This window comes from Pseudomonas sp. PDM32 (assembly GCF_019219225.1).
In the GTDB taxonomy this organism is placed as follows: Bacteria; Pseudomonadota; Gammaproteobacteria; order Pseudomonadales; family Pseudomonadaceae; genus Aquipseudomonas; species Aquipseudomonas laurylsulfatiphila.
Window position 1 is genome coordinate 399,579 of the sequence record NZ_JAHUWE010000001.1, and the last position, 25,411, is coordinate 424,989.

The following is a 25,411-nucleotide window of genomic DNA, read 5'->3' on the forward strand; positions in this document are numbered from 1 at the left end:
CTTTCCGATGCTTGAACAGTACGTCAAAAAGATCCTCACCTCGCGCGTTTATGACGTTGCCGTAGAAACCCCGCTGCAGTCTGCCCGCCAGCTTTCCGAGCGGCTGGGCAACAGCATTTGGCTCAAGCGCGAAGACTTGCAGCCGGTGTTCTCCTTCAAGATTCGCGGCGCCTACAACAAGTTGACCCAGCTGAGCGAAGAAGAGCGCGCCCGCGGCGTAGTGACGGCTTCGGCGGGCAACCATGCGCAAGGCCTGGCCCTGGCGGCGAAGGTGCTGGGTGTGAAAGCGACCATCGTCATGCCCAAGACCACCCCGGAGATCAAGGTCGAAGGCGTGCGCTCGCGCGGCGGTAAAGTGGTGCTGCACGGCGACTCGTTCCCGGAAGCCCTGGCCTACTCGCTGAAACTGGTCGATGAAAAAGGCTACGTCTACATTCACCCGTACGATGATCCCCACACCATTGCCGGGCAGGGCACCGTGGCGATGGAGATCCTACGCCAGCACCCGCAGCCACTGGATGCGATTTTCGTCCCGGTGGGCGGTGGCGGCCTGATCGCCGGCATTGCGGCGTACGTGAAGTACCTGCGTCCGGACATCAAGATCATCGGCGTCGAGCCGGATGACTCCAATTGCCTGCAAGCCGCCATGGCGGCGGGCGAGCGTGTTGTGTTGCCGACCGTGGGCATCTTCGCCGACGGTGTTGCGGTGGCTCAGATCGGTCAGCACACCTTTGACATCTGCAAGGATCATGTCGATGAAGTGATCACCGTGAGCACCGACGAAATCTGTGCTGCCATCAAGGATATCTACGACGATACCCGCTCGATCACCGAACCTGCCGGCGCCTTGGGCGTGGCCGGGATCAAGAAGTATGTCGAGCAGCGCGGCGTCAGCGGTCAGACTTTCGTGGCCATCGACTCCGGGGCCAACGTCAACTTCGACCGCCTGCGCCATGTCGCCGAGCGTGCGGAGCTGGGCGAGGGCCGCGAAGCGATCATCGCCGTGACCATTCCCGAGAAGCCGGGCAGCTTCAAGGCGTTCTGCGAAGCCATCGGCAAGCGCCAGATCACCGAATTCAACTACCGCTACAACACCGGCAGCGAAGCGCACATCTTTGTCGGCGTGCAGACCCACCCGGAAAACGACCCGCGCAGCGCCCTGATCGCCAGTCTGAGCGAGCAGGGTTTCCCGGTACTGGACCTGACCGACAATGAACTGGCCAAGTTGCACATCCGTCACATGGTCGGCGGGCGTGCGGCGCATGTGGTCGACGAAGTGATCCTGCGTTTCGAATTCCCGGAGCGTCCGGGGGCGCTGTTCAACTTCCTCAACAAGCTCGGCGGGCGCTGGAACATCTCGATGTTCCATTACCGCAACCATGGCGCGGCGGATGGCCGGGTCGTCGCGGGCCTGCAAGTGCCGCACGACGAGCGCCACCTGGTGCCGGCGGCGCTGGAAGAGATCGGTTACCCATACTGGGACGAAAGCGACAACCCGGCCTATCAGCTGTTTCTTGGCTGAGGGGCTACGCTGTTGGGCAGGTCATAAGGAAATCGAACAATGGAAACGTTAACTGCCCTGAAAGCGGCGCACATGGTGGCAACGGTTGTACTGCTGGCTTGTGCGCTGGGTCTGGGCGTCTGGGTTTTGCTTGCGCGGCGCAAGGGTGATGCAACGGCGGGAAGCCGCACCCTGCAACGGCCGCGTGTATTTGTCTGGCTGTTGATGGGGCTGGCGCTGCTGAGCATGCCGTTTACCGGCTGGTGGATGGTGCACCTGGTTGGCTGGCCGCTGGGGCAGACCTGGTTGCTGGCCTCCAGTGTGCTCTACACCGTGGCGGCACTGGCGTGGTTCTGGCTGCTGGTGCGGCTGAACAAGCTGCGTAAAGCGCCGGGTGGCGTGGGGAAGTTCACCTTTGCCCTGGCGTTGTTCAGTTTTGTCTGTTTTGTTGCCATTGCGGGGTTGATGGGAGCGAAGCCGGTTTAGCCCGAAAAGATCGCAGCCTTCGGCAGCTCCTACAGGGGAAACCTGTAGGAGCTGCCGAAGGCTGCGATCTTCTGATCTTCAGTCGCGCAACGAAATCACCGGCCAGCCACGCTTCTCAGCCTCGGCCCGCAGATTCGGGTCCGGATCAACCGCCACCGGATTCGTCACCTGCTCCAGCAACGGCAAATCATTCATCGAGTCGCTATAGAAGTAGCTGTCTTCCAGCGTAAACCCGGTTTCTTCCAGCCAGCGATTCAACCGCGTCACCTTGCCTTCGCGGAAGCACGGCACATCGGTACTGCGTCCGGTGTAGCGGCCGTCGACCATTTCGCATTCGGTGGCGATCAGGGTTTCGACCCCCAGGCGCTTGGCAATCGGCCCGGTGACGAAGCGGTTGGTGGCGGTGATGATCACCAGTTTGTCGCCGGCGTCGCGGTGCTTGGCCAGCAGTTCAATGGCCTTGGGCAGCACGATCGGTTCGATGCAGTCGCGCATGTAGTCGCTGTGCCACTGAGCCAGCGTAGCCATTTCGGTGCGCCCGAGGACTTCCAGGCAGAAGTTCAGGTAAGCAGCGTTATCCAGTTTGCCGGCCAGGTAATCCTGGTAGAACGCATCGTTGCGTGCCTTGTAGGCGACGGCGTCGAGAAAGCCGCGCTCGCACAGGTAATCGCCCCAGGCGTGATCGCTGTCACCGCCCAGAAGGGTGTTGTCCAAATCGAATAAAGCCAGGCGCATTGCAGTTACCCGCTGAAAAGTCAGTAAAAAGGCGACAAGAATACGGTCTTTTCACAAGAGTGCACATAAGGTAGGAACCTTCGTTGCCGCCTTAACAACCTTTGTGGAACAATGCGGCGACATGCGTTTGCGAGGTTGTTGCCGTGATCGACCCCGATGGTTTTCGCCCCAATGTCGGGATCATTCTGACGAATGACGCCGGCCAGGTGCTATGGGCTCGCCGAATCAATCAAGATGCCTGGCAGTTTCCACAGGGAGGAATCAACCCCGAAGAGACGCCGGAAGACGCCTTGTACCGCGAGCTGAACGAAGAAGTAGGCCTGGAGCGCGAAGATGTTGAAATTCTCGCCTGCACCCGGGGCTGGTTGCGCTATCGTTTGCCGCAACGTCTGGTACGTACCCACAGCCAACCGCTGTGCATCGGCCAGAAACAGAAGTGGTTTCTCCTGCGCCTGATCTCCAACGAGCAGCGGGTGCGGATGGATTTGACCGGTAAACCGGAATTCGATGGCTGGCGCTGGGTCAGCTATTGGTATCCGTTGGGCCAGGTGGTGACATTCAAGCGCGAGGTGTATCGACGCGCTCTCAAAGAGCTTGCCCCGCGCCTTTTAGCGCGCGACTGACGACGGAGTTCGACCCCGAGCCATGCTCAATACGCTGCGCAAGATCGTCCAGGAAGTTAACTCCGCCAAGGATCTCAAGGCGGCGTTGGGGATTATTGTGTTGCGCGTCAAAGAGGCCATGGGCAGCCAGGTCTGCTCGGTCTACCTGCTTGACCCCGAGACCAACCGCTTCGTGCTGATGGCCACCGAGGGCTTGAACAAGCGCTCGATCGGCAAAGTCAGCATGGCACCCAACGAAGGTCTGGTTGGCCTGGTCGGTACGCGCGAAGAACCCCTGAACCTCGAAAACGCTGCGGACCACCCGCGCTACCGCTACTTCGCCGAGACCGGTGAAGAGCGCTTCGCCTCATTCCTCGGGGCACCGATCATTCACCACCGCCGCGTTGTCGGCGTGTTGGTCATTCAGCAAAAAGAACGGCGCCAGTTCGATGAAGGTGAAGAAGCCTTCCTCGTGACCATGAGCGCGCAACTCGCCGGCGTTATCGCCCACGCTGAAGCCACCGGCTCGATCCGTGGTCTCGGTCGTCAGGGCAAAGGCATCCAGGAAGCCAAGTTCGTCGGCGTGCCGGGTTCGCCGGGTGCGGCAGTGGGCACGGCGGTGGTCATGCTGCCGCCGGCCGACCTGGACGTGGTGCCGGACAAGACCATCACCGACATCGACGCCGAACTCGGGCTGTTCAAGACCGCCATCGAAGGCGTGCGCGCCGACATGCGCGCGTTGTCGGCCAAGCTTGCCACGCAGTTGCGCCCGGAAGAGCGGGCCCTGTTCGACGTCTATCTGATGATGCTCGACGATGCCGCGCTGGGCAGCGAAGTCACCACCGTGATCAAGACCGGTCAGTGGGCCCAGGGCGCGTTGCGCCAGGTGGTCACCGATCACGTCAACCGTTTCGAATTGATGGACGACGCCTACCTGCGCGAGCGCGCCTCGGACGTCAAGGACCTCGGCCGGCGCTTGCTGGCTTATTTGCAGGAAGAGCGCCAGCAAACCCTGGTCTACCCCGACAACACCATTCTGGTCAGCGAAGAACTGACGCCGGCGATGCTCGGCGAGGTGCCGGAAGGCAAGCTGGCCGGCCTGGTGTCGGTGCTCGGTTCCGGTAACTCCCACGTCGCCATTCTCGCCCGCGCCATGGGCATCCCGACCGTGATGGGCCTGGTCGACCTGCCATACTCCAAGGTCGACGGCATCCAGATGATCGTCGACGGCTACCACGGCGAGGTCTACACCAACCCGAGTGATGTGCTGCGCAAGCAGTTCGCCGAAGTGGTCGAGGAAGAGAAGCAACTGGCCCTCGGGCTGGATGCGCTGCGCGATCTGCCGTGTATCACGGTCGACGGCCACCGCATGCCGCTGTGGGTCAACACCGGCCTGCTGGCGGACGTGGCGCGGGCGCAAAAGCGCGGTGCCGAAGGCGTCGGCCTGTACCGCACCGAAGTGCCGTTCATGATCAACCAGCGTTTCCCGAGCGAAAAGGAACAACTGGCGATCTACCGCGAACAACTGGCCGCGTTCCACCCGCAACCGGTGACCATGCGCACCCTGGACATCGGTGGCGACAAGTCACTGTCGTACTTCCCGATCAAGGAAGACAACCCGTTCCTCGGCTGGCGCGGCATTCGCGTCACCCTCGACCACCCGGAAATCTTCCTGGTGCAGACCCGTGCCATGCTCAAGGCCAGCGAAGGCTTGAACAACCTGCGCATTCTGCTGCCGATGATCTCCGGCATTCATGAACTGGAAGAAGCGCTGCACCTGATCCACCGCGCCTGGGGCGAAGTGCGCGACGAAGGCTGCGACGTGCCGATGCCGCCGATTGGCGTGATGATCGAGATCCCCGCGGCGGTGTACCAGACCAAGGAACTGGCGCGGCAAGTCGATTTCCTGTCGGTCGGTTCCAACGACCTGACCCAATACCTGTTGGCCGTGGACCGCAATAACCCGCGGGTCGCCGATCTTTACGACTACCTGCACCCGGCGGTGCTTCAGGCATTGCAGAACGTCGTGCGTGACGCCCATGCCGAAGGCAAGCCGGTGAGCATCTGCGGTGAGATGGCCGGTGACCCGGCGGCGGCCGTGCTGTTGATGGCGATGGGTTTCGACAGCCTGTCGATGAACGCCACCAACTTGCCGAAGGTGAAGTGGATGCTGCGCCAGATCAACCTGAGCAAGGCCAGGGAATTGCTGGCCGAGCTGATGACCATCGACAACCCGCAGGTTATCCACAGCTCGCTGCAACTGGCGCTGAAGAACCTTGGGTTGGCGCGGATGATCAATCCGGCGGCGATCAAGGCGCCGCTCTGAAAAGATCGCAGCCTGCGGCAGCTCCTACAGGGATTGATGCACACCTGTAGGAGCTGCCGAAGGCTGCGATCTTTCAGATTTTAATCTCCACTTCCCCAAGATGCCCGCCATACGGCCCGAAACTGCGTTCGACGATATGCCGCGTGCCATCCGCCTGCACAATCAACGCCGTACTCGCCCGCGTCCCATAACTCTGGCTGGCAATGAACACACTCGACAGCAACGTCTCGGTCGCCAGCCCCACTCCCGTGTCCGGCAACTCGGCAAACGGCGCGGTCTGCGCATCGCTCAACAACGCCAACAGTGCCTGAGGCTGCGGATCATCCAGCACCTCGCTCAACGCCGCCCTGGCCTTGAGCAGTTTCGGCCAGGGTGTATCCAGCCCGGCATTGGATAACCCGTAGACCCCCGGGGCCAGCATGACGGCTTCCGATTCCCGTTGATTGAAGTGCCAGAGCTCATGGGGATTGCCGACCAGCAGGTTAAAGCCGCCATATTCCAGCGAACGGTCGACAACGTCGGCTAAGTAGTCGTCAATTGTCAGTTCCCCGGTGAGAAAGCGCGCGACCAGCTCCCCACGAGACTTGCGCCCTGGCGGTCGGTGGGGGTCGCGGATGTTGGTTAGCGCCGCAAAACGTCCGTTGGCACCGACACCGAGCCAGGTGCCACCGGCCTCGAGGTCGCGCCCCGCATGCACGTGCGGTGCTTCGGGCCATGGCGCCAGGGGGAGGCTGGGGCGGGCGTAGAATTCATCGCGATTGGCCGCCACGACCAGCGGCTGGGCATGACCCGGTCGCCAGGCAAAAACAATCAGGCACATCAGGCTGTCCTTGTGTGTTTTTTGCTCACTCTACGCAGACATCGCTCATCGATCCATCGCCTTGCACAGTGGAGCTTGAGGCCATGCATCCGTTACCATGCCGCTCCGGTTTTGGGGATACGGGCGGGACAACCATGGAATTTCTGCTCTATCTGGCGCTCGGCGCCTGTGCAGGTGTGCTCGCCGGGCTGTTTGGCGTGGGTGGCGGGATCATCATCGTCCCGGTGCTGGTGTTCAGCTTCAAAGCCCAAGGCTTCGATCCGTCGATCCTTACGCACCTGGCGGTGGGGACGTCCCTGGCGACGATCATCTTTACCTCGGTCAACGCGGTACGCGAGCATCACCGCCGTGGCGCCGTGCGTTGGCCGATCTTCATGTGGATGACCGTTGGCATTCTGATCGGTGCCGGGTTCGGCGCCTTGACGGCGGAAGCGATTTCCGGCCCCAACCTGCAGAAACTCATTGGTGTATTTGCCTTGGTGATCGCCGCTCAACTGGCACTGGAGGTCAAACCCAAGGCCAGCCGAACCGTGCCGGGCAAACTCGGTCTGACCGTGGCCGGCAGCGTGATTGGCTGGGCCTCGGCGATTTTCGGCATTGGCGGCGGTTCGTTGACCGTGCCATTCCTGACCTGGCGCAGCGTACCGATGCAGCAAGCCGTGGCCACTTCATCGGCCTGCGGGCTGCCGATTGCCCTGGCCAGTGCATTAAGTTTCATGATTCTGGGCTGGCACGATCCGTTGCTTCCGGCCCATAGTCTCGGTTTTGTTTATTTGCCGGCGCTGCTGGGCATTGCCCTGACCAGCATGGTGTTCGCCCGTTTGGGCGCGCGACTGGCCCACAGGTTGTCGCCGAGGTTGCTGAAAAGGCTGTTTGCCGCTTTGCTGTTCTGCGTCGGTCTGAACTTTCTAGTCTGAAGCATCTGCTCTGACGCACAGCGCAATCCTGGCTTAATCCTGAGGTGGCAGCGTCGCCCGGGAATTTTTAAGATTTGAACTCTAACGAGGAGTCGCAATGCTGCCTTACCCGCAGATCGACCCGGTGGCCCTGGCCATCGGTCCGCTGAAAATCCACTGGTACGGCCTGATGTACCTGATTGGCATCGGCGGCGCCTGGCTGCTGGCCTCCCGCCGGTTGAACCGCTTCGACCCGACCTGGACCAAGGAGAAGCTCTCCGACATGGTGTTCTGGATGTCGATGGGGGTGATCGTCGGCGGACGCCTGGGTTATGTGCTGTTCTACGATCTGAGCGCCTATCTGGCCAACCCGACGCTGATTTTCGAAGTGTGGAAGGGCGGCATGTCGTTTCACGGCGGTTTCATCGGCGTGATGCTGGCGGCGTTGTGGTTCGGTAAAAAGAACAACAAGTCGTTCTTCCAGCTGATGGACTTCGTTGCGCCGATGGTGCCGATTGGCCTGGGGGCCGGGCGTATCGGCAACTTCATCAATGCCGAGCTGTGGGGCAAGCCGACCGACGTGCCGTGGGCGATGATCTTCCCGCCGTTCAGCGACCCGGCGCAGTTGCCGCGTCACCCCTCGCAGCTGTACCAGTTCGCCCTCGAAGGTGTGGCGCTGTTCCTGATCCTCTGGCTGTTCTCGCGCAAGCCGCGGCCGACCATGGCGGTATCGGGGATGTTCGCGCTGTTCTATGGCATCTTCCGTTTCATCGTCGAATTCGTCCGCGTACCGGACGCGCAGCTGGGCTATCTGGCCTGGAACTGGCTGACCATGGGCCAGGTGCTGTGCCTGCCGATGATCGTCGGCGGTCTGGTCCTGATCTGGCTGGCGTATCACCGCGCCCCGGCAACGCCAGCGGCAGCCGTATAAAATTCGAACCCCGCAGCGAAGGCTGCGGGTTCAAGGACACAGGTAACTCATGAAGCAATATCTCGAACTGGTCGCCCACGTCATCAAGAACGGCACCAAGCAGGCCAACCGTACCGGCGTGAACACCATCAGTTTTCCCGGTGCGATGCTGCGTTATGACCTGCAGGAAGGTTTCCCGGCGATCACCACGCGCAAGATGGCCTTCAAATCGGCCATCGGCGAAATGTGCGGATTTCTCCGTGGCGTGAACAACGCTGCCGAATTCCGCGCCCTGGGCTGCAAGGTCTGGGACCAGAACGCCAACGAAAACGCCCAGTGGCTGGCCAACCCGTTCCGCCAGGGCGAAGACGACCTTGGCGAAATCTACGGCGTGCAATGGCGCAAATGGCCGGCGTACAAGCAGATTCCGCTCAGCAACCCGGCCGCCATCGAGCAAACCCTCAAGCAAGGCTACCGCCAGATTGCCGAAGGCGAAGAAAACGGCCAGGCCTATGTGGTGCTGTACAAGGCCATCGACCAGGTTCGCCAGTGCGTCGACACCATTATCAAGGACCCGGGCAGCCGTCGCATCCTGTTCCACGGCTGGAACTGCGCCCAGCTTGATGAAATGGCCTTGCCGCCGTGCCACCTGCTGTACCAGTTCCACCCGAATGTCGAGACCAAAGAGATCTCCTTGACCCTCTACATCCGCTCCAACGACCTGGGCCTGGGCACGCCGTTCAACCTCACCGAGGGCGCTGCGCTGCTGAGCCTGATCGGTCGCCTGACGGGCTACACGCCACGCTGGTTCACCTATTTCATCGGTGATGCGCACGTCTACGAAAATCACCTGGACATGCTCAACGAACAGCTCAAGCGTGAGCCGTTCCCGATGCCGAAACTGGTGATTTCCGACCGTGTGCCGGAGTTTGCCAAGACTGGTGTGTATCAGCCGGAATGGCTGGAGCTGGTCGAACCGGGCGACTTCTCGCTGGAAGGCTACGAGCACCACGCGCCAATGACCGCGCCGATGGCGGTCTAAAACTCACGCATCCCCTGTAGGAGCTGCCGCAGGCTGCGATCTTTTGATCTTTTACAATCAAGATCAAAAGATCGCAGCCTGCGGCAGCTCCTACAAGGGATCGTGTTAGTGGCCGTGGCTACGGCCGACATGGGAATGTTCAGCCTCTGTCGCCACAACCCCGCCGCTCACTTCCAGCTGCTGCAAAATCCCGCATTGATCGATACCCGGCCCCTCGCCGCAGCGTTGGCGCAGGTCGAGCAGTTGTGCCTGCAAGGCCAGCAGGCCGTCGATCCGCGCCTTGACGTGGTGGATGTGCTCGTCGATCAGTGCGTTGACGCTTTCGCACTGGTCCTGCGGACTGTCGCGAAATGCCAGCAGGCTGCGGATTTCCTCGAGGGTCATGTCGAGGGTGCGACAGTTGCGGATGAAGGTCAGGCGCTCGGCGTGGGCCTGGGTGTAGACGCGATAGTTGCCGTCACTGCGGGCCGGTTCCGGCAGAAGGTTCTCGCGCTCGTAGTAGCGGATCGTCTCTACGGCGCAGTCCGTGAGTTTCGCCAATTCTCCAATCTTCATGACGACAATCTCCAAAACTCCAAAATGGGTGCTTGACCCTGTAGTGGCTACAGGGTCTTTACTGGGCAACAGGCACTCTTATGGACGCAACCAATGAGCGATTCTCAGCATACCCACAAACCTGTGGCCGAACATGAAATCGGCGTTAAGCTCCGGCCCTTGCCCAAGCATGACCATGGCGGTCACGGCGACACTTGCTGTTCATCAAGAACGGCAGCGCCTGCGCGGGTCACGCTGAGCGAATCGCCGACGGCGGGTGCCCGTCTGAGCAGCTTTCGCATCGAGGCGATGGACTGCCCGACCGAGCAGACGCTGATCCAGAACAAGCTAAGCAAGCTGACAGGCGTGCAGCAGCTGGAGTTCAATCTGATCAACCGAGTGCTCGGCGTGACCCACGATTTGCCTGGTACCGAGCCAATCATCGAGGCGATCAAGTCCCTGGGCATGCACGCCGAACCGCTGGAACAGGGGGCTGAAACACCGGCAGCGAAACCCGACAGGAAACACTGGTGGCCATTGGCGTTGTCCGGTGTGGGCGCATTGCTGGCGGAAGTCATCCACTTCACCGCGACCGCGCCTGATTGGGTGGTCGCGGTCATTGCGCTGGTGTCCATTCTCAGCGGCGGTCTCGGCACCTATAAAAAGGGCTGGATCGCGCTCAAGAACCTCAATCTGAACATCAACGCACTGATGAGCATTGCCGTCACCGGCGCCGTCCTGATCGGTCAATGGCCAGAAGCGGCGATGGTGATGTTCCTGTTCACCGTGGCCGAGCTGATCGAGGCTCGCTCTCTGGATCGTGCGCGCAATGCCATCGGTGGGCTGATGCAGATGGCGCCGGAGCAGGCGACGGTGTTGCAGGCCGACGGCAGTTGGGTCGAGCAGGATGTCAAAATCATCGAAATCGGCGCTCGGGTGCGTGTGCGTCCCGGCGAACGCATTGGTCTGGACGGCGAAGTGCTGTCCGGGCGTTCGACCATCGATCAGGCGCCCATTACCGGGGAAAGCCTGCCGGTAGAGAAAACCGTCGGCGACAAAGTGTTCGCCGGCACCATCAATCAGGCAGGTTCCCTTGAGTACGCGGTCACTGCCGCCGCGGGTAATTCGACCCTGGCACGCATCATCCACGCCGTTGAACAGGCCCAGGGCGCGCGAGCGCCGACCCAGCGATTCGTCGATCAGTTTTCGAAAATCTACACCCCGGCAGTATTTGTCCTTGCGCTGGCCGTGGCGGTCATCCCACCGCTGTTCATGGGCGCGTTGTGGTTCGACTGGATTTACCGGGCGCTGGTGCTGCTGGTGGTGGCGTGCCCGTGCGCGCTGGTGATTTCCACGCCGGTGACCATCGTCAGCGGCCTCGCGGCGGCGGCGCGCAAAGGGATCCTGGTCAAGGGCGGCGTCTATCTGGAGGGCGGTTACAAGCTCGACTACCTGGCCCTGGACAAGACCGGCACCATCACCCACGGCAAGCCGGTGCAGACCGATTACCTGTCGCTGGACCCGACCGCCGATGCATCGGCGCCAGCCATTGCCGCCGCGTTGGCCGGGCGCTCGGATCACCCGGTTTCCCTGGCCATCGCCAAAGCGGCTGTGGATAACCAAAGCACGACGCTGATTGTGGATAACTTCGAAGCCCTGGGCGGGCGCGGTGTGCGCGGCGAGATCAACGGCCAGCTCTACCACTTGGGCAACCATCGTCTGGTGGAGGACCTGGGGCTGTGTTCGCCAGCACTGGAAGAGAAACTGTTTGCCCTGGAAAAGCAGGGCAAGTCGGTGGTGCTGCTGCTTGATGCGTCAGGTCCTTTGGCACTGTTCGCTGTCGCCGATACGGTAAAAGCGTCCAGTCGCGAAGCCATCGAGCAACTGCATGACCTGGGCATCAAAACCCTGATGCTCACCGGCGACAACGTCCACACTGCGCAGGCCATTGCTGCGCAGGTCGGCATCGACGAAGCCAGGGGCGACCTGTTGCCGGGGGACAAATTGCAGTCTATCGAGGCCCTTTATGCCCAGGGGCACCGGGTCGGCATGGTCGGCGACGGCATCAACGACGCGCCTGCGCTGGCGCGCTCCGAGATCGGTTTCGCCATGGCCGCCGCAGGCACCGATACCGCGATCGAAACCGCCGATGTCGCCCTGATGGACGATGATCTTCGCAAGATTCCGGCATTCATTCGCCTGTCGCGGCAGACGTCGAGCATCCTCAAACAGAACATCGCCCTGGCGTTGGTCATCAAGGCGATCTTTCTTGGGGTAACCTTCGCCGGGGTCGCTACCATGTGGATGGCAGTGTTCGCCGACATGGGCGTGAGTTTGCTGGTGGTGTTCAACGGTTTGCGCCTGCTGCGCAAATAAAGGATGAGGGACGGTTGTGCTGAGTGCCGAGCTGAAGGCGTTTTACATGGTGGCCCGCCTGGGCAGCATTACCCAGGCTGCCAAAAAGCTTGGCCTGAGCCAGCCGACGGTGACGACGCAGATCCGCAACCTGGAGAGTCAGTATGCGGTCGAGCTGTTCTACCGTGGCGGTCGGCGTCTGAGCGTCAGCGAGGAGGGCGCGCGGCTGCTGCCGATGGTCAAGGTGTTGATGCAGCAGGAAGCCGACATCGAGTTTTTCCTGCGTAACTGCGGCCAGGTCCAGGGCACATTGCGCATTGCCGCCACGGCGCCGTATTACATCCTCGACCTGGTAAAAACCTTTCGCGAGCGCTTGCCGCAGGTGGAGGTGTCGGTGGAAATCGGCAATTCCCAGCAAGTGCTCGAAGCGCTGGAAGAGTACCGGGTCGATGTCGCGGCGTCGTCGCAGTTGCTCGATGACGCGCGGCTGATTCGCCGGGTGCTCGGCAGCGATCCGCTGGTGCTGGCGGTGCATCGCAATCATCCACTGGCGGTTCATGATCACGTACCACTTGGCGCCTTGGCCGGGCATACCCTGCTGATGCGCGAACCGGGCTCGACCACCCGCCGCCTGACCGAAGAGTTGCTGGCCAGCGCCGGAGTGAGTTTCGGGCCGTTGCTGGAGATCGGCAGCCGCGAATCGATTCGCGAAGCAGTGCTGCGCAACATCGGCATCAGCATCATCGCCCGCCAGGAAGTACCTCATGATCCGCAACTGCGGGTGCTGACCATCGAGAATGCACCTCAGATTCCCGAATACCTGTATTGCCTCAAGGAACGCAAGGGCGCTCGGTTGCCGGCGGCGTTTCTCGGGTTAGCACAGGAAATGGCGCCGGCCTAGATCAAGAGATCGCAGCCTTCGGCAGCTCCTACACAGAATACGTTCCCATGTAGGAGCTGCCAAAGGCTGCGATCTTTTGATTTCAACCAAAATCCTCGAATACCACTATCGGCAGTTTTTGCCTTACTGCCACATGACGGACTCATTACAACCCTAGGATGGCCTTCATCTGCCAGATGAGGTCCGTCCATGAACAACTCGATCGCAACTGCCCTGACCAACCCCGGCGCACCAATGAAAGTGCGCGGCGTACAGAAACGTTTCGGCGCTTTCACGGCGCTGGATAACGTTTCACTCGACGTGGCGGCCGGTGAGCTGGTGTGTCTGCTGGGGCCGTCGGGCTGTGGCAAGACCACCTTGCTGCGCTGCATCGCCGGCCTGGAAAAGCAGGACAGCGGCGAGTTGTACCTGGGTGATCGCGACGTTTCCCACCTGGCTCCCCAGGCGCGGGACTACGGCATTTTGTTCCAGTCCTACGCGTTGTTCCCCAATCTCACCGTCGAAGCGAACATTGCCTACGGCCTCGCCGGCAATGGTCGCGACCCGATTCGCCAGCGTGTCGGTCAGATGTTGGAACTGGTCGGCCTGAGCGGCAGCGAGAAAAAATATCCCGGTCAGTTGTCCGGTGGCCAGCAGCAGCGGGTTGCACTGGCTCGCGCTCTGGCCCCGGCGCCTTCGCTGTTGCTGCTCGACGAGCCGATGTCGGCCCTCGATGCCCGGGTGCGCGAGCATCTGTGCACCGAACTGCGCCAGCTGCAACGCAACCTCGGCATCACCACCCTGATGGTGACCCACAATCAGGACGAGGCCATGTTGATGGCCGACCGTATCGCCGTGATGAACAACGGCAAGGTCGAGCAGTACGCCACGCCCCAGGAAATCTATAACCGCCCGGCCACGCCGTTCGTGGCGGAGTTCGTCGGCCAGGGCAACTGGTTGCCGTTCCAGCGCAGCAGCGACAGCCACGCCCAGGTCGGCGGGATGAGCATGCGTCTGGCCGATGGCGGTGCCAAGACCGCGTCGGGCCGTTTGTTCTGCCGTCCGGAAGCGATCAACGTCAATCCGCTGGTGCACGAGGAAAACCTGTTCCCGGCCAAGGTTCGCGAGATCACCTTCCTCGGCAACCGCTGCCGCATGAGCTTCGAGCTCGATCATTTGCCGGGCCATGCGCTGTTGGCGGAGCTGGCACCGGAAGCCATGCCGCGCCTTGGCGCCCGGCAGATCATGGTCGCCTTGCCGCCGCGTAGCCTGCAGGTGTTTGCCTGATGAGCGCGAACATCGCGCTGCCGCTGCCACACAAGCAGGTTCGGCAGAATTCCCGTGCCGAGATCGGTGACCGGCTGTTCGTGGTCGGCGGCAAAGTGCTTCTGCTGGTGTTGTTGGGTGTTGCCGTATTGATGCCGTTGCTGGCGATCTTCTGGCGTGGTTTCAGCGCTGAAGCCGGGCAGGGTGGTGGTTGGGTTGCAGCGAAAGAGCTGGTGACCAGCGAGAACTTCCACTGGTTGCTCGGCAACAGTCTGAAGGTTTCCCTCAGCGTCGCGGCGATTGTCGTACCCCTGGCTTACCTGTTTGCCTACGCGCTGCAACGCACCCTGATTGCAGGTAAAGGTATCTGGCGTGGCATTTCCCTGCTGCCATTGATGGCGCCGTCGATGCTGCCCGGGATTGCGCTGGTTTACCTGTTCGGCAACCAGGGCATGCTGCGTGGCCTGCTGTCGGACAACATCTACGGCTTCTGGGGCATTGTTCTGGGTGAGGTGATCTACACCTTCCCGCACGCCTTGATGATTCTTCTGTCGGCCTTGTCCCTGGCGGATGCGCGACTGTTCGATGCGGCTTCAAGCATGGGCGCCAGTCCGGCGAAAGCGTTCCGCAGCATCACCTGGCCGGCGACCCGTCAGGCGGTTTTCGCTGCGTTCTGCCTGGTGTTCACCCTGACCATCACCGACTTCGGGGTTCCGGTGGTGGTCGGTGGGGACTATCAAGTGCTGGCGCTGGAAGCCTATAAAGCCGTGGTCGGCCAACAGCAATTCGGCCGCGGTGCCTTGATCGGCATGGTGTTGTTGCTGCCAGCGCTGTTCAGCTTTGGCGTCGATGCCTGGTTGCGTCGACGCCACGGCGACTCCATGAGCGGTCGTGCCCAGGTGTTCAAGCCTGTGCCATCGAAACTGCGCGACGCTTGCTACCTGGCCATCGTCCTGTTGATCAGCGCGGCATTGCTGCTGGTATTCGGCATGGCGGTGTTCTCGTCCCTGGTGAAATTCTGGCCGTACAACCTGTCGCTGTCGCTCAACCACTACCAGTTTAATGAAACCGCCGGTGGTGGCTGGCTGGCCTACGGCAACAGCTTGAAGATGGCCCTGGGCACGGCATTGATCGGCAGCCTGCTGATTTTCACCGGCGCCTACCTGATGGAGAAAACCAGGGGGCAGCGCGGCCTGAACCTGACCTTGCGCATGCTCAGTTTCGTACCGATGGCGGTGCCGGGCCTGGTGTTGGGGTTGGGTTATGTCTTCTTCTTCAACCTCACCGGCAACCCGCTGCATGTGCTGTACGGGACCATGACCCTGCTGATCGTCTGCACCATTGCGCACTATTTGACCACCGCACAAATGACCGCCACCACCGCATTGCGTCAACTCGATGCCGAGTTCGAAGCCGCCGCGCTGTCGCTCAAGGCGCCGCTGTACCGCCACTACTTGCGCGTCACCGTGCCGATCTGTCTGCCGGCTTTGCTGGACATCGTGCGCTACCTGTTCGTCTCGGCCATGACCACCGTCTCGGCGGCGATCTTCCTCTACAGCCCCGACACCATCCTCGCGGCGGTGGCGGTGCTGAACATGGACGACGCCGGCAACGTCGGCGGCGCGGCGGCGATGTCGACCCTGATTCTGTTCACCTCGGCGGGCGTGTCCCTGCTGCTGGCCTGGGCCTCGCGCGGATTGCTGCGCCGCTCCCAGGCCTGGCGGCAGACCGCGCCCGGTCACTGATTCACACCCTCAACTCAAATACAGGAAAAGATCATGTTCAAGCCTATGGCCCTGGCCGCCGCTGTCCTCACCGCTTTCAGCCTGAACGCCTTCGCGGCGAAAACCGAGTTGACGGTGTACACCGCCCTCGAAGCCGAACAGCTGAAAACCTATAAAGAAGCCTTCGAAAAGGCCAACCCGGACGTCGAAATCAAATGGGTGCGTGATTCCACCGGCATCATCACCGCCAAACTGCTGGCCGAAAAAGAACGCCCGCAGGCGGACGCCGTGTGGGGCCTGGCGGCTTCCAGCCTGGCGATCCTCGACCAGCAGGGCATGCTGCAAAGCTATGCACCCAAGGACCTGGGCAAGATCGGCGTCAATTACCGCGACGCCGCCAACCCGCCAGCCTGGGTCGGCATGGATGTCTGGGCCGCGACCATTTGCTTCAACACCGTCGAAGCCGAAAAGCAGGGCCTGAGCAAACCCGTGAGCTGGCAGGACCTGACCAAGCCTGAGTACAAAGGCAAGATCGTCATGCCGAACCCGGCATCGTCCGGCACCGGCTTCCTCGACGTCAGCGCCTGGCTGCAAACCTTCGGCGAGAAGCAGGGCTGGGCCTACATGGACGGCCTGCACCAGAACATCGGCCAGTACGTTCACTCCGGTTCCAAGCCTTGCAAACTGGCGGCTGCGGGTGAGTTCCCGATCGGTATTTCCTTCGAGTACCCGGCCGTTCAACTGAAACGCCAGGGCGCACCGCTGGACATCATCCTGCCGAAGGAAGGCCTGGGCTGGGAAATCGAAGCGACTGCCGTGATCAAGGGCACGGCCCACGAAGAAGCCGCGAAGAAACTGGCTGACTTCTCCGCCAGCCCTGAGGCGATGGAGTTGTACAAAGAAAACTTCGCCGTGCTCGCCCAGCCTGGCATCGCCAAGCCGCAGACCGAACTGCCAGCTGACTACGAACAGCGCCTGATCAAGAACGACTTCGCCTGGGCCTCGAAGAACCGCGACGAGATCCTGACCGAATGGCGCAAGCGTTATGACGGCAAGTCCGAGAAAGTGGCGGCCAAGTAAGATCTTCATCGGCTGAAAGGGCCTCTTCGCGGGCAAGCCTGCTCCCACAGGGAAATGCGTTCCAATGTGGGAGCAGGCTTGCTCGCGAAAGCGGTCTACCATTCACCACAAATCTTACTGATCGGGAGACTTCTGATGCACAGCCATGAACAAACCGTCGCCAAGGTCTTCGCCCTCTACGAACGATTTGGCGACAGCGATTACATCGGCGAGCCGGTGTCGCAGATCGAGCACATGTCCCAGGCCGCCCAATGCGCGATGGCCGAAGGCTTCGACGATGAAGTCGTGCTGGCGGCGTTCTTCCACGATATCGGGCACATCTGCGCCGAGGGTGCCGAGAACATGGGCGGCTACGGCGTGGTCAGCCACGAACGGCTGGGCGCCGATTATTTACGCAATGCCGGCTTCAGCGAACGCATGGCCAGGTTGGTGGAGTACCACGTCCAGGCCAAGCGTTATCTGACACTCAGGGAACCTGGGTACTACGAACGCCTGAGCGAGGCCAGTCGCCGGACCCTGGAATATCAGGGTGGTGTGATGACCGAAACCGAAGCCGATGCCTTCGAGCGGGACCCGTTGTGCAAAGTCAGTTTGCGCATGCGCCAGTGGGATGAACAGGCCAAGGAGATGCATGTGCCGGTGATTGATCTAGAGGTGTTGAAGCACAAAGCCATCGGAGTCTTGTCTCTCGAGGCCTGCTGAAACGCCCTACATGTAAATGAAACTGTTCGCGCAGAGAGTTCCGACCAGACGGGCTAGCTTGATCGGCCTTTCTTCAATGAGAAACTCCACCATGCGTTATTTGAAAGTGACTGCCCAAGACCGCAGCTCAAACGGCAAGGCCGACACCGTCCTCCTGCATTTTTTCGAGGAGAGTAGCGGGGCAGAAGACAGGCTCATCCATAAAGCCTATGCGCTGGATATCACGGCTGATGGCAAGGTTGATTTCCAGGTCGGTGATGTGAACAACGACGGTAAGGAAAACACCAAGGACGAGCGGTTGCTCAAGTCGTTTGCAAACGCCTACTTGCAGCTCAACTGGTTCAACCGCGGCGATACCTGGGATCGCTATCTGAAGATATTCACCGAAGATTTCGCCAACGACGGCTCGCCAGACACCGTGCGCCTGCACTTTCATGAAGGCGTCGGCAAACCGTCGGATCAAACTATCGTTTACACCGCTTCCGCCTATGACACCAACAACGACGGGAAGATGGATTGGCTGGTCCACTTCGATATGGATAACGACGGTGACCAGGATGCGGTGGATCAGCAGCGCGTTTCACAGCTCAGCACTGCTTATCTGCAGTTCAACTGGCGCTGACGATCAGCAGGTTCACAACTCCTGGGCCAACACCTCAACCTGCTCCTGCCGCTCCGCCTGATTCAACTTCGGATGCGGATTCAACGACGACCACTGCGGATGCGCCCGAGCCTTGTTCAAAGCCTCAGGCAGTTTGCCTTCGCGCCAACTCTTTTCCTGAGGCGTGGCCACCTGGATGCTGTCCATCGCCGCATGCCCACGGGCGTTCAGCGCCTGCAGCAGTTGCCGCTGGCGCAGCGCCAACAGGCGCAGCACGTTGTCATCCACCGTCAGTTCGCGCTGCCCCTTGATCTTGCCCAGCAAGCGGCTGCCATAACTGCGCGCGGTTTGCAGGGCGCCACCGGCAATGGCGCCGGCCAGTGCAGCGGCGCCGAGGGTAATCCCGCCCACCAGCAAATCGACCCCGGCCCCGGCAGCAGCACCCGCCGCGATACCTCCACCGACGCGCACACCCAGTTGCTTGAGGGTTTCCGGGTTGAACAGGTCATCGCCCCAACGGCCGTCGAGCAGCGGCAAATCACTGGCCGCGGCATCCTGTGGGCGGAAGGCGTAGAGCTTGAGCAGGGCCTCGACGCAACGCTGCTCGCGCTGGCGTACGGCTTTGCGCAATTCGCTGATCGCCTGTTGTTCCTGCTCGGCTTCACTGACCACGCTGCGCCGGCAAGCCGCGCAATCGATCAGCAATTCGGCAATCAGTCGCTCCGCGCTTTGCTGGCGAGCCAGGCGCTGGGCCTGCTGATCGGCGATCAGGCGTTCGAGTTGCGGCCGGGCCGTTTCCAGCAGCAGGGCGAGACTTTCATAGAGTCGACGCTCGCCATCTTCCGGCGGCGCGACACTGTCGAAACGCACCAGGGCATGCAAGCCCAGCCGCGCCAGCGCTTCACGCCAGGCCGGTTCGCGGTGGTTGGCGCTGCTGACGAAATTCAGCACCGGCAGCAAGGGTTTACCGCAACTGGCCAACACTTCCAGTTCGTCGCGATACTTGGCCAGCACCGGCTCGCGGGCGTCGATCACATAAAGACCGGCATCCGACGCCAGCAACTGGCGCAGCACCTTGGTTTCCTGCTCGAAGCGTTGCCGGGCTTCGCTGCCCTCCAGGAAACGCGCCAGGCGTGCCGGACCGTCGAGGCGTTCACCCGGGCGTTCCAGGCGTTCAAGGTAGTCGAGCAGGGCGATGGCGTCTTCCAGGCCAGGGGTGTCGTAGAGATCGAGCAGCGGCTCGCCGTCCACCGACAACCGCGCGCCTTCGACGTGTCGCGTGGTGCTGGGGCGATGGGACACTTCACCGAAGCCGACGTCGCGGGTCAGGGTGCGCAACAACGAGGTTTTACCGACGTTGGTGTGACCGACCACGGCGAGTTTCAGAGGCTGCTTCCTGGTGTCAGTCATGACCCGTCTCCAGCCAGTTCATCGGTGCACAATCGGCAAACGGTAACTCAAGCTGTTGCAGCGCCACGTGCCAGTCGCCCAGGCGTTCGGCGTCCAGCGCTTCACCGGGCGGCGCCTGCAACAACCACACGCGGGTGGCGCTGGCGCTGCGGGCCAGTTCGGCAATCAAGGCCAGGCTGCCGCGATCCGGCGAGCGTCGTGGATCGCAGGCGATGGCCAGGCGTGCCGGGGGAAAGCGGCTCAGTTGTTCGAGAAGTTTGTGCCGCGACTCGCGACTGTCGAGGATGCCGGCGTTACTGACGTTTTTCGGCAACTGCGGTGGCCACGGACGCTGGTCGTCCAGTTCGATGGCGACCAACAGCGCACCGTCGCTTTGCTGCTCGGTGACACCGCTTTCCACACGATGCAGTTGCGCCGGTGCCGCATCGCTGACGCCGAGGCGCTCGCTGGTGGGCATCAAGCGTTCGCGCAGTTGCGCGTAACCGGGCTGGTTCAAATCCAGACGCAGTGCCGTTTGCCCTGTCTTCCAGCGCCACAGGCAAAACAGCGCGAGCAGCAGACGCGGCAAAACGCCGTAGACCAGCAGTACGCCCACCAGCCAGGCGGCCCAAGCCTGGCGAGCGCTTTCGATGTTCAGTGCGGCATCGCCACTGGCGCGGATCATCTCCACGGTCGGCACACTGAAGCCAAGCAGGGCCGGCAACGCACCCAGCGCCTGAGTGACGGCGATAAAGGTGTCGGCACTGAGGATCGTGGTTTCCCAGACGAAGCCGTAGCGCCGGGTCGCCATCAACATCAGCAGGATCACCAACGCGCTGATCATCGCCAGCAACCACAGGCTGTTGACCAGCACGCCGATGGCCCAGCGATTGAGTTTCTGCCGTTGCAGTAACAGGAGCAGGGCGGGGGCCAACTGCGCGGCCTTGGCGTCACGAGCGAGTTTTTCACTGAGCCATAGCCACAGGCGTCCGAGGCTGGCGCCGTGTTCGCCGGCAAATACCAGCCCCAGGGCCCAGCTCAGCAGCAGGACCAGATTGAGCCCGAGCAGGCTGCCCAAGGCCCAGAACACATTCACCGGGTGCAGGCCTTCGCCCATAGCCGCGAAGGCCAGGCCGGCGCCGCTGATCACGGCCAGTACCGCCAACACCAGCAGCGCCAGCCGCGAGCCTTGCAGCCAGTGTTTGAGGGCTGTAGTCAGGCCATCGCGCTCAGCGAGCCACAGGGCGCGGTGTTGAATGCGCACCGGCAAATCGCCGCCGGCGCTGCGGGCCAGTCGGTTGGCTTCCAGGTCTTCCAGTGGGCCTGCGTGTTCTTCGCGCAGGCGGATGGTTTCTGTCAGCCAGAGGGTATTGAGTTCAGTCACGCGGCATCCCGTCGTTTAAATGAGCTGTGAGCATAACCGCTGTGGCGCTTATCGGCGAAAGCGAGGCTCTGGTATCCTCGCCGGCATGACTAAATCACTCCGCCTCAGCCTGATCGCAGCCCTCGGTGAAAACCGTGTGATCGGCGTCGACAACAGCATGCCCTGGCACTTGCCGGGGGACTTCAAATATTTCAAGGCCACCACCCTCGGCAAGCCGATCATCATGGGTCGCAAGACCTGGGATTCCCTCGGTCGTCCGCTGCCGGGCCGCCTGAACATCGTGGTCAGTCGCCAGGCGGATCTGCAGCTCGAAGGCGCGGAGGTTTATCCGTCGCTGGAAGCCGCCGTCGTTCGCGCCGAAGCATGGGCGAAGGAACAGGGCGTTGATGAATTGATGCTGATTGGCGGCGCGCAGTTGTATGCGCAAGGGCTGGCGCAGGCTGACCGGTTGTACCTGACCCGCGTGGCGCTGAGCCCGGAAGGGGATGCGTGGTTTCCGGAGTTTGATTTGAAGGAATGGAAACTGGTGTCGGATGTGCCGAATCCGGCGGAAGGTGACAAGCCGGCGTACAACTTCGAAGTGTGGGAAAAAGCTTAAGAGCTTCGCGAGCAAGCCCGCTCCCACATTTGATCTTCTGCGAATACAGAATCTATGTACGCCGCAGGACCAATGTGGGAGCGGGCTTGCTCGCGAAGGGGCCTCCTGAGTTGTTGGAGGATTTAAGCGTGCGCCAACGCCGAATGCTCATCCGCATCCAACAGCGCCTTGTCCGTCTGCTGCATCACCTGACTGGTGATCGCCCCGGCCGTCATCGAACCACTCACGTTCAGCGCCGTACGCCCCATATCAATCAGCGGCTCGACCGAAATCAGCAACGCCACCAGTGACACCGGCAAACCCATCGCCGGCAGCACGATCAACGCGGCAAAGGTCGCTCCGCCACCCACTCCGGCCACACCGGCCGAGCTCAGCGTCACAATCGCCACCAGCGTTGCGATCCACAGCGGGTCCAGCGGGTTGATGCCCACGGTAGGCGCCACCATCACCGCCAACATCGCCGGGTACAGACCGGCACAGCCGTTCTGGCCAATGGTCGCGCCGAACGAAGCGGCGAAACTGGCGATGGACTGCGGGATGCCCAGGCGGCTGGTCTGCGCTTCGATACTCAACGGAATCGTCGCTGCGCTGGAGCGGCTGGTGAAGGCAAACGTCAGCACCGGCCAGATCTTGCGGAAGAACCGCAGCGGGTTGATCCCGGCGGCCGACACCAGCACGCCATGCACCACGAACATTAAGCCCAGGCCGATGTAGGACACCACCACGAAACTGCCGAGCTTGATGATGTCTTGCAGGTTGGAACCGGCGACCACTTTGGTCATCAGCGCCAGCACACCGTACGGGGTCAGCTTCATCACCAGGCGCACCAGACGCATCACCCAGGCTTGCAGGGTGTCGATGGCGTTGATCACTTTCTGACCTTTCTCGGCATCATCCTTGAGCAGTTGCAGCGCCGCGACACCCAGGAACGCCGCGAAAATCACCACGCTGATGATCGACGTCGGCTTGGCCCGCGCCAGGTCGGCGAAGGGGTTTTGCGGAATGAACGACAGCAGCAGCTGCGGCACATTCAGGTCGGCGACCTTGCCGGCGTAGTCGGTCTGGATGGTTTGCAGGCGCGCCATTTCCTGAGTGCCGGCCACCAGGCCTTCGGCGGTCAGGCCGAACAGGTTGGTCAGGCCGATGCCGATCAGCGCTGCGATGGCCGTGGTGAACAGCAGTGTGGCAATGGTCAGGAAGCTGATCTTGCCCAACGACGAGGCGTTGTGCAGGCGGGCCACGGCGCTGAGGATCGAGGCGAACACCAGCGGGATCACGATCATTTGCAGCAACTGCACATAGCCGTTGCCCACCAGATCGAACCAACCGATCGAGGCTTTCAGCACTGGGTTGCCGGCACCGTAGACAGTGTGCAACGCCACACCGAACGCCACGCCCAGCCCCAGCGCGAGCAGGACTTTTTTCGCCAGGCTCCATGTCGTGTGGCGGGTTTGCGCCAGGCCGAAGAGCAAAGCGAGGAACACCAGCAGATTGAGGATCAGCGGCAGATTCATGAAGACTCCGATAAGACTTGTGCTGGTTGCACCCTTGGGCAACCGCGAACCGGAAAGCCTAACAGCTTGAAAACTAATGAATTAATATCAAAAACGTATGATATCCGTCGTTTTTGGAATAAGCGGATGTCGCTGTCAGAAATGCAGCTGGCGCGAAAGGGACGCGGGCGGTCGCTGACAGACGAGGACTGTCACACTTATTTGTTAGCGTCGATCTCTTTCACATTCAGGGAGAAACGCCAATGAAGTTCGCACCGAAATTACTGGCTGCAGCACTTTGCCTGGGCCTTGCCGGCCAGGTTTTCGCAACGGATCTGAAACACTGGCCAGCCGATCAGGCCAAGGCGCTGGATGCGATGATCGCCGCCAACGCCAACAAGGGTAACTACGCGGTGTTCGACATGGACAACACCAGTTACCGCTACGACCTCGAAGAGTCGTTGCTGCCGTTCATGGAGAACAAGGGCCTGATCACCCGCGACAAGCTCGATCCCTCCCTGAAACTGATGCCGTTCAAGGACACCGCCGACCACAAGGAAAGCCTGTTCAGCTACTACTACCGCCTCTGCGAAGTCGACGACATGGTTTGCTATCCATGGGTCGCTCAGGTCTTCTCCGGCTTTACCCTCAAGGAACTCAAGGGCTATGTCGACGAGATGATGGCGTCCGGCAAGCCGGTGCCGGCGACTTATTACGAAGGCGACGTGGTCAAGAAACTCGACGTCAACCCGCCGAAAATCTTCACCGGCCAGCAAGAGCTGTACAACAAGCTGATGGAGAACGGCATCGAGGTCTACGTGATGACCGCCGCCTCCGAAGAACTGGTGCGCATGGTCGCGGCCGATCCGAAGTACGGCTACAACGTCAAACCGCAAAACGTGATCGGCGTGTCGCTGTTGCTCAAGGACCCGAAGACGGGCGAACTGACCACCGCGCGCAAGCAGATCACTGACGGCAAATATGACGAGAAGGCCAACCTCGGCCTCGAACTGACCCCGTACCTGTGGACCCCGGCAACCTGGATGGCCGGCAAACAGGCGGCGATCCTGACCTACATCGATCAGTGGAAAAAACCGGTACTGGTGGGCGGCGATACCCCGAGCAGCGATGGCTACATGCTGTTCCACAGTGTTGATGTGGCCAAGGGCGGCATCCACCTGTGGGTCAACCGCAAGGACAAGTACATGACCCAGATCCAGGGCATGATGGCCAAGAACGCCGCGGCCCAGGCCAAGGAAGGTTTGACGGTGACTGCCGACAAGAACTGGGTAATCGTCAAGCCGGAAGAGATTCAGTAAGACCGAGTCGCTGCCTTCGCGAGCAAGCCCGCTCCCACACTGGATCTGTGATCAACGCAGATCCCTTGTGGGAGCGGGCTTGCTCGCGAAGGGGCCAGTCGGTGCACTCAAAGCCTCTGCCTGATCGACATCTCCTGACAGTCGCAACCTACGCATTCTTGCGTAAGGGACTACGACTACGCCAGAATCCGCCGGCTTGTGCGCCTGGGGGGCGGCTTCTATCGTTTCCGCGTCACTGAACATCAGTGATCGGGTTTGGTAGCCCGTGTTCACCTCGGCGCATTGCGCCACCCTTTGCAGGGGTCGTTTCTGTCTCTGCTCATATGGTGGCCATGCGCAGGGCATCTTCGGACGCGCCGGGTTCCTGGTGACCGGTCTACCAACCTGCGTATGGCCGCCACCCTCGTTTGGTAGCGAGGTTGATGGCTCCTTTTTTCTCACCCGGAGTTCCATCAAATGTTGAAAGTTACCCCCGATCCTCCCGATTGCGACAACCTGTCCACCCGCATCAATTCCACCCCGCGCAAACCCAGCCAAACATTCGTCATCGCACCGGGCCTCGACACCGAAACCTTGTTGGCCCACGCCTGCGAATCCCTCGCCTCGGCCAATGTCATGGCCAGCGATTTCGCCGGACTGCTGGAAGGCTCTCAACGCAGCACGATGCTGGGGATCGCGCAGGTGATCATGTTGGGCGAACTGGCTGTGAATCAGGCGCTGGATAACCTCGATCCGCAGGAATAACGGAAACGCTGTTAACTGTAGGAG

The 25,411-nt window shown here is 61.3% G+C and carries 23 protein-coding genes; 17 read left to right on the forward strand and 6 right to left on the reverse strand.

Translation table 11 applies throughout. From position 1 onward, the window contains the following. Nucleotides 1–7: 7 nt before the first annotated feature. Both ilvA and KW846_RS01880 read left to right on the forward strand, forming a co-directional pair. Entirely contained in the window at nucleotides 8–1,522 is a 1,515-nt protein-coding gene (gene ilvA, locus KW846_RS01875; RefSeq protein WP_218481134.1) for a threonine ammonia-lyase, biosynthetic, read from the forward strand. A 39-nt stretch (nucleotides 1,523–1,561) separates the two neighbouring features. Beyond that, nucleotides 1,562–1,987, forward strand: coding sequence for a DUF2269 domain-containing protein (locus KW846_RS01880; protein WP_104450181.1), 426 nt, complete (start codon nucleotides 1,562–1,564; stop codon nucleotides 1,985–1,987). Nucleotides 1,988–2,065: 78 nt separating this feature from the next. Here KW846_RS01880 and KW846_RS01885 read toward each other — a convergent pair whose 3' ends face one another. Continuing rightward, on the reverse strand, nucleotides 2,066–2,722 hold the full coding sequence (locus tag KW846_RS01885; RefSeq protein WP_218481135.1) for an HAD family phosphatase: 657 nt from the start codon (nucleotides 2,720–2,722) through the stop codon (nucleotides 2,066–2,068). Between the two features lie 143 nt (nucleotides 2,723–2,865). On the opposite strand from KW846_RS01885, the gene KW846_RS01890 reads away from it, so the two are divergent. Continuing rightward, nucleotides 2,866–3,345 (forward strand): RNA pyrophosphohydrolase, encoded by a 480-nt coding sequence (locus KW846_RS01890; RefSeq protein ID WP_003229203.1) that lies wholly within the window; start codon nucleotides 2,866–2,868, stop codon nucleotides 3,343–3,345. A gap of 22 nt (nucleotides 3,346–3,367) precedes the next feature. Continuing rightward, entirely contained in the window at nucleotides 3,368–5,650 is a 2,283-nt protein-coding gene (ptsP, locus tag KW846_RS01895) for a phosphoenolpyruvate--protein phosphotransferase (RefSeq protein WP_102700002.1), read from the forward strand. 73 nt (nucleotides 5,651–5,723) lie between these two features. On the opposite strand, the gene KW846_RS01900 is transcribed toward ptsP, so the two are convergent. Beyond that, nucleotides 5,724–6,470: an NRDE family protein gene (locus KW846_RS01900; protein ID WP_218481136.1), complete on the reverse strand. Its 747-nt coding sequence runs from the start codon at nucleotides 6,468–6,470 to the stop codon at nucleotides 5,724–5,726. 134 nt (nucleotides 6,471–6,604) lie between these two features. On the opposite strand from KW846_RS01900, the gene KW846_RS01905 reads away from it, so the two are divergent. From KW846_RS01905 to KW846_RS01915, 3 genes are all read left to right on the forward strand, one after another. Further along, a complete protein-coding gene (locus tag KW846_RS01905; protein WP_033048041.1) occupies nucleotides 6,605–7,387 on the forward strand; it encodes a sulfite exporter TauE/SafE family protein in 783 nt (260 codons plus the stop codon). A 97-nt stretch (nucleotides 7,388–7,484) separates the two neighbouring features. After that, the gene (gene lgt / locus KW846_RS01910; RefSeq protein ID WP_007976415.1) at nucleotides 7,485–8,297 is read left to right on the forward strand and encodes a prolipoprotein diacylglyceryl transferase; all 813 of its coding nucleotides are present in this window, start codon (nucleotides 7,485–7,487) and stop codon (nucleotides 8,295–8,297) included. A 49-nt stretch (nucleotides 8,298–8,346) separates the two neighbouring features. After that, nucleotides 8,347–9,318, forward strand: coding sequence for a thymidylate synthase (locus KW846_RS01915; RefSeq protein ID WP_007976417.1), 972 nt, complete (start codon nucleotides 8,347–8,349; stop codon nucleotides 9,316–9,318). Nucleotides 9,319–9,423: 105 nt separating this feature from the next. Here KW846_RS01915 and cadR read toward each other — a convergent pair whose 3' ends face one another. Next, on the reverse strand, nucleotides 9,424–9,873 hold the full coding sequence (gene cadR / locus KW846_RS01920) for a Cd(II)/Pb(II)-responsive transcriptional regulator (RefSeq protein WP_104450177.1): 450 nt from the start codon (nucleotides 9,871–9,873) through the stop codon (nucleotides 9,424–9,426). 93 nt (nucleotides 9,874–9,966) lie between these two features. On the opposite strand from cadR, the gene KW846_RS01925 reads away from it, so the two are divergent. The 7 genes from KW846_RS01925 (at nucleotide 9,967) to KW846_RS01955 (ending at nucleotide 18,481) form a co-directional block, all read left to right on the forward strand. Further along, on the forward strand, nucleotides 9,967–12,228 hold the full coding sequence (locus KW846_RS01925) for a heavy metal translocating P-type ATPase (protein WP_218481137.1): 2,262 nt from the start codon (nucleotides 9,967–9,969) through the stop codon (nucleotides 12,226–12,228). Between the two features lie 16 nt (nucleotides 12,229–12,244). Continuing rightward, a complete protein-coding gene (locus KW846_RS01930) occupies nucleotides 12,245–13,108 on the forward strand; it encodes a LysR family transcriptional regulator (RefSeq protein WP_218481138.1) in 864 nt (287 codons plus the stop codon). Nucleotides 13,109–13,297: 189 nt separating this feature from the next. After that, the gene (locus KW846_RS01935; protein WP_218481139.1) at nucleotides 13,298–14,374 is read left to right on the forward strand and encodes a putative 2-aminoethylphosphonate ABC transporter ATP-binding protein; all 1,077 of its coding nucleotides are present in this window, start codon (nucleotides 13,298–13,300) and stop codon (nucleotides 14,372–14,374) included. After that, on the forward strand, nucleotides 14,374–16,098 hold the full coding sequence (locus KW846_RS01940; RefSeq protein ID WP_218481140.1) for a putative 2-aminoethylphosphonate ABC transporter permease subunit: 1,725 nt from the start codon (nucleotides 14,374–14,376) through the stop codon (nucleotides 16,096–16,098). The genes KW846_RS01935 and KW846_RS01940 overlap by 1 nt, the downstream gene beginning before the upstream one ends. 33 nt (nucleotides 16,099–16,131) lie before the next feature. After that, nucleotides 16,132–17,157, forward strand: a complete 1,026-nt coding sequence (locus KW846_RS01945) for a putative 2-aminoethylphosphonate ABC transporter substrate-binding protein (protein WP_218481141.1) — start codon at nucleotides 16,132–16,134, stop codon at nucleotides 17,155–17,157. Between the two features lie 135 nt (nucleotides 17,158–17,292). Beyond that, on the forward strand, nucleotides 17,293–17,859 hold the full coding sequence (locus KW846_RS01950; RefSeq protein WP_218481142.1) for a phosphonate degradation HD-domain oxygenase: 567 nt from the start codon (nucleotides 17,293–17,295) through the stop codon (nucleotides 17,857–17,859). A 91-nt stretch (nucleotides 17,860–17,950) separates the two neighbouring features. Further along, entirely contained in the window at nucleotides 17,951–18,481 is a 531-nt protein-coding gene (locus tag KW846_RS01955; protein ID WP_218481143.1) for a hypothetical protein, read from the forward strand. 12 nt (nucleotides 18,482–18,493) lie between these two features. Here KW846_RS01955 and KW846_RS01960 read toward each other — a convergent pair whose 3' ends face one another. Both KW846_RS01960 and KW846_RS01965 read right to left on the reverse strand, forming a co-directional pair. Continuing rightward, complete coding sequence (locus KW846_RS01960; RefSeq protein WP_218481144.1) at nucleotides 18,494–19,870, reverse strand: GTPase/DUF3482 domain-containing protein; 1,377 nt, start codon at nucleotides 19,868–19,870, stop codon at nucleotides 18,494–18,496. Continuing rightward, on the reverse strand, nucleotides 19,863–21,233 hold the full coding sequence (locus KW846_RS01965) for a DUF2868 domain-containing protein (protein ID WP_218481145.1): 1,371 nt from the start codon (nucleotides 21,231–21,233) through the stop codon (nucleotides 19,863–19,865). Before KW846_RS01965 ends, KW846_RS01960 begins: the two co-directional genes overlap by 8 nt. A gap of 85 nt (nucleotides 21,234–21,318) precedes the next feature. Here KW846_RS01965 and KW846_RS01970 point away from each other — a divergent pair, with 85 nt between their 5' ends. Then, nucleotides 21,319–21,831, forward strand: a complete 513-nt coding sequence (locus tag KW846_RS01970) for a dihydrofolate reductase (protein WP_218481146.1) — start codon at nucleotides 21,319–21,321, stop codon at nucleotides 21,829–21,831. 122 nt (nucleotides 21,832–21,953) lie between these two features. Here KW846_RS01970 and KW846_RS01975 read toward each other — a convergent pair whose 3' ends face one another. Next, nucleotides 21,954–23,345 carry an L-cystine transporter gene (locus tag KW846_RS01975; protein WP_218481147.1) on the reverse strand — a complete coding sequence of 464 codons (1,392 nt, stop codon included), beginning with the start codon at nucleotides 23,343–23,345 and terminating at the stop codon, nucleotides 21,954–21,956. A gap of 242 nt (nucleotides 23,346–23,587) precedes the next feature. On the opposite strand from KW846_RS01975, the gene KW846_RS01980 reads away from it, so the two are divergent. Further along, nucleotides 23,588–24,643, forward strand: coding sequence for a haloacid dehalogenase-like hydrolase (locus KW846_RS01980; protein WP_218481148.1), 1,056 nt, complete (start codon nucleotides 23,588–23,590; stop codon nucleotides 24,641–24,643). Between the two features lie 456 nt (nucleotides 24,644–25,099). Further along, nucleotides 25,100–25,387, forward strand: coding sequence for a DUF6124 family protein (locus KW846_RS01985; protein WP_218473248.1), 288 nt, complete (start codon nucleotides 25,100–25,102; stop codon nucleotides 25,385–25,387). Nucleotides 25,388–25,411 lie beyond the last annotated feature (24 nt).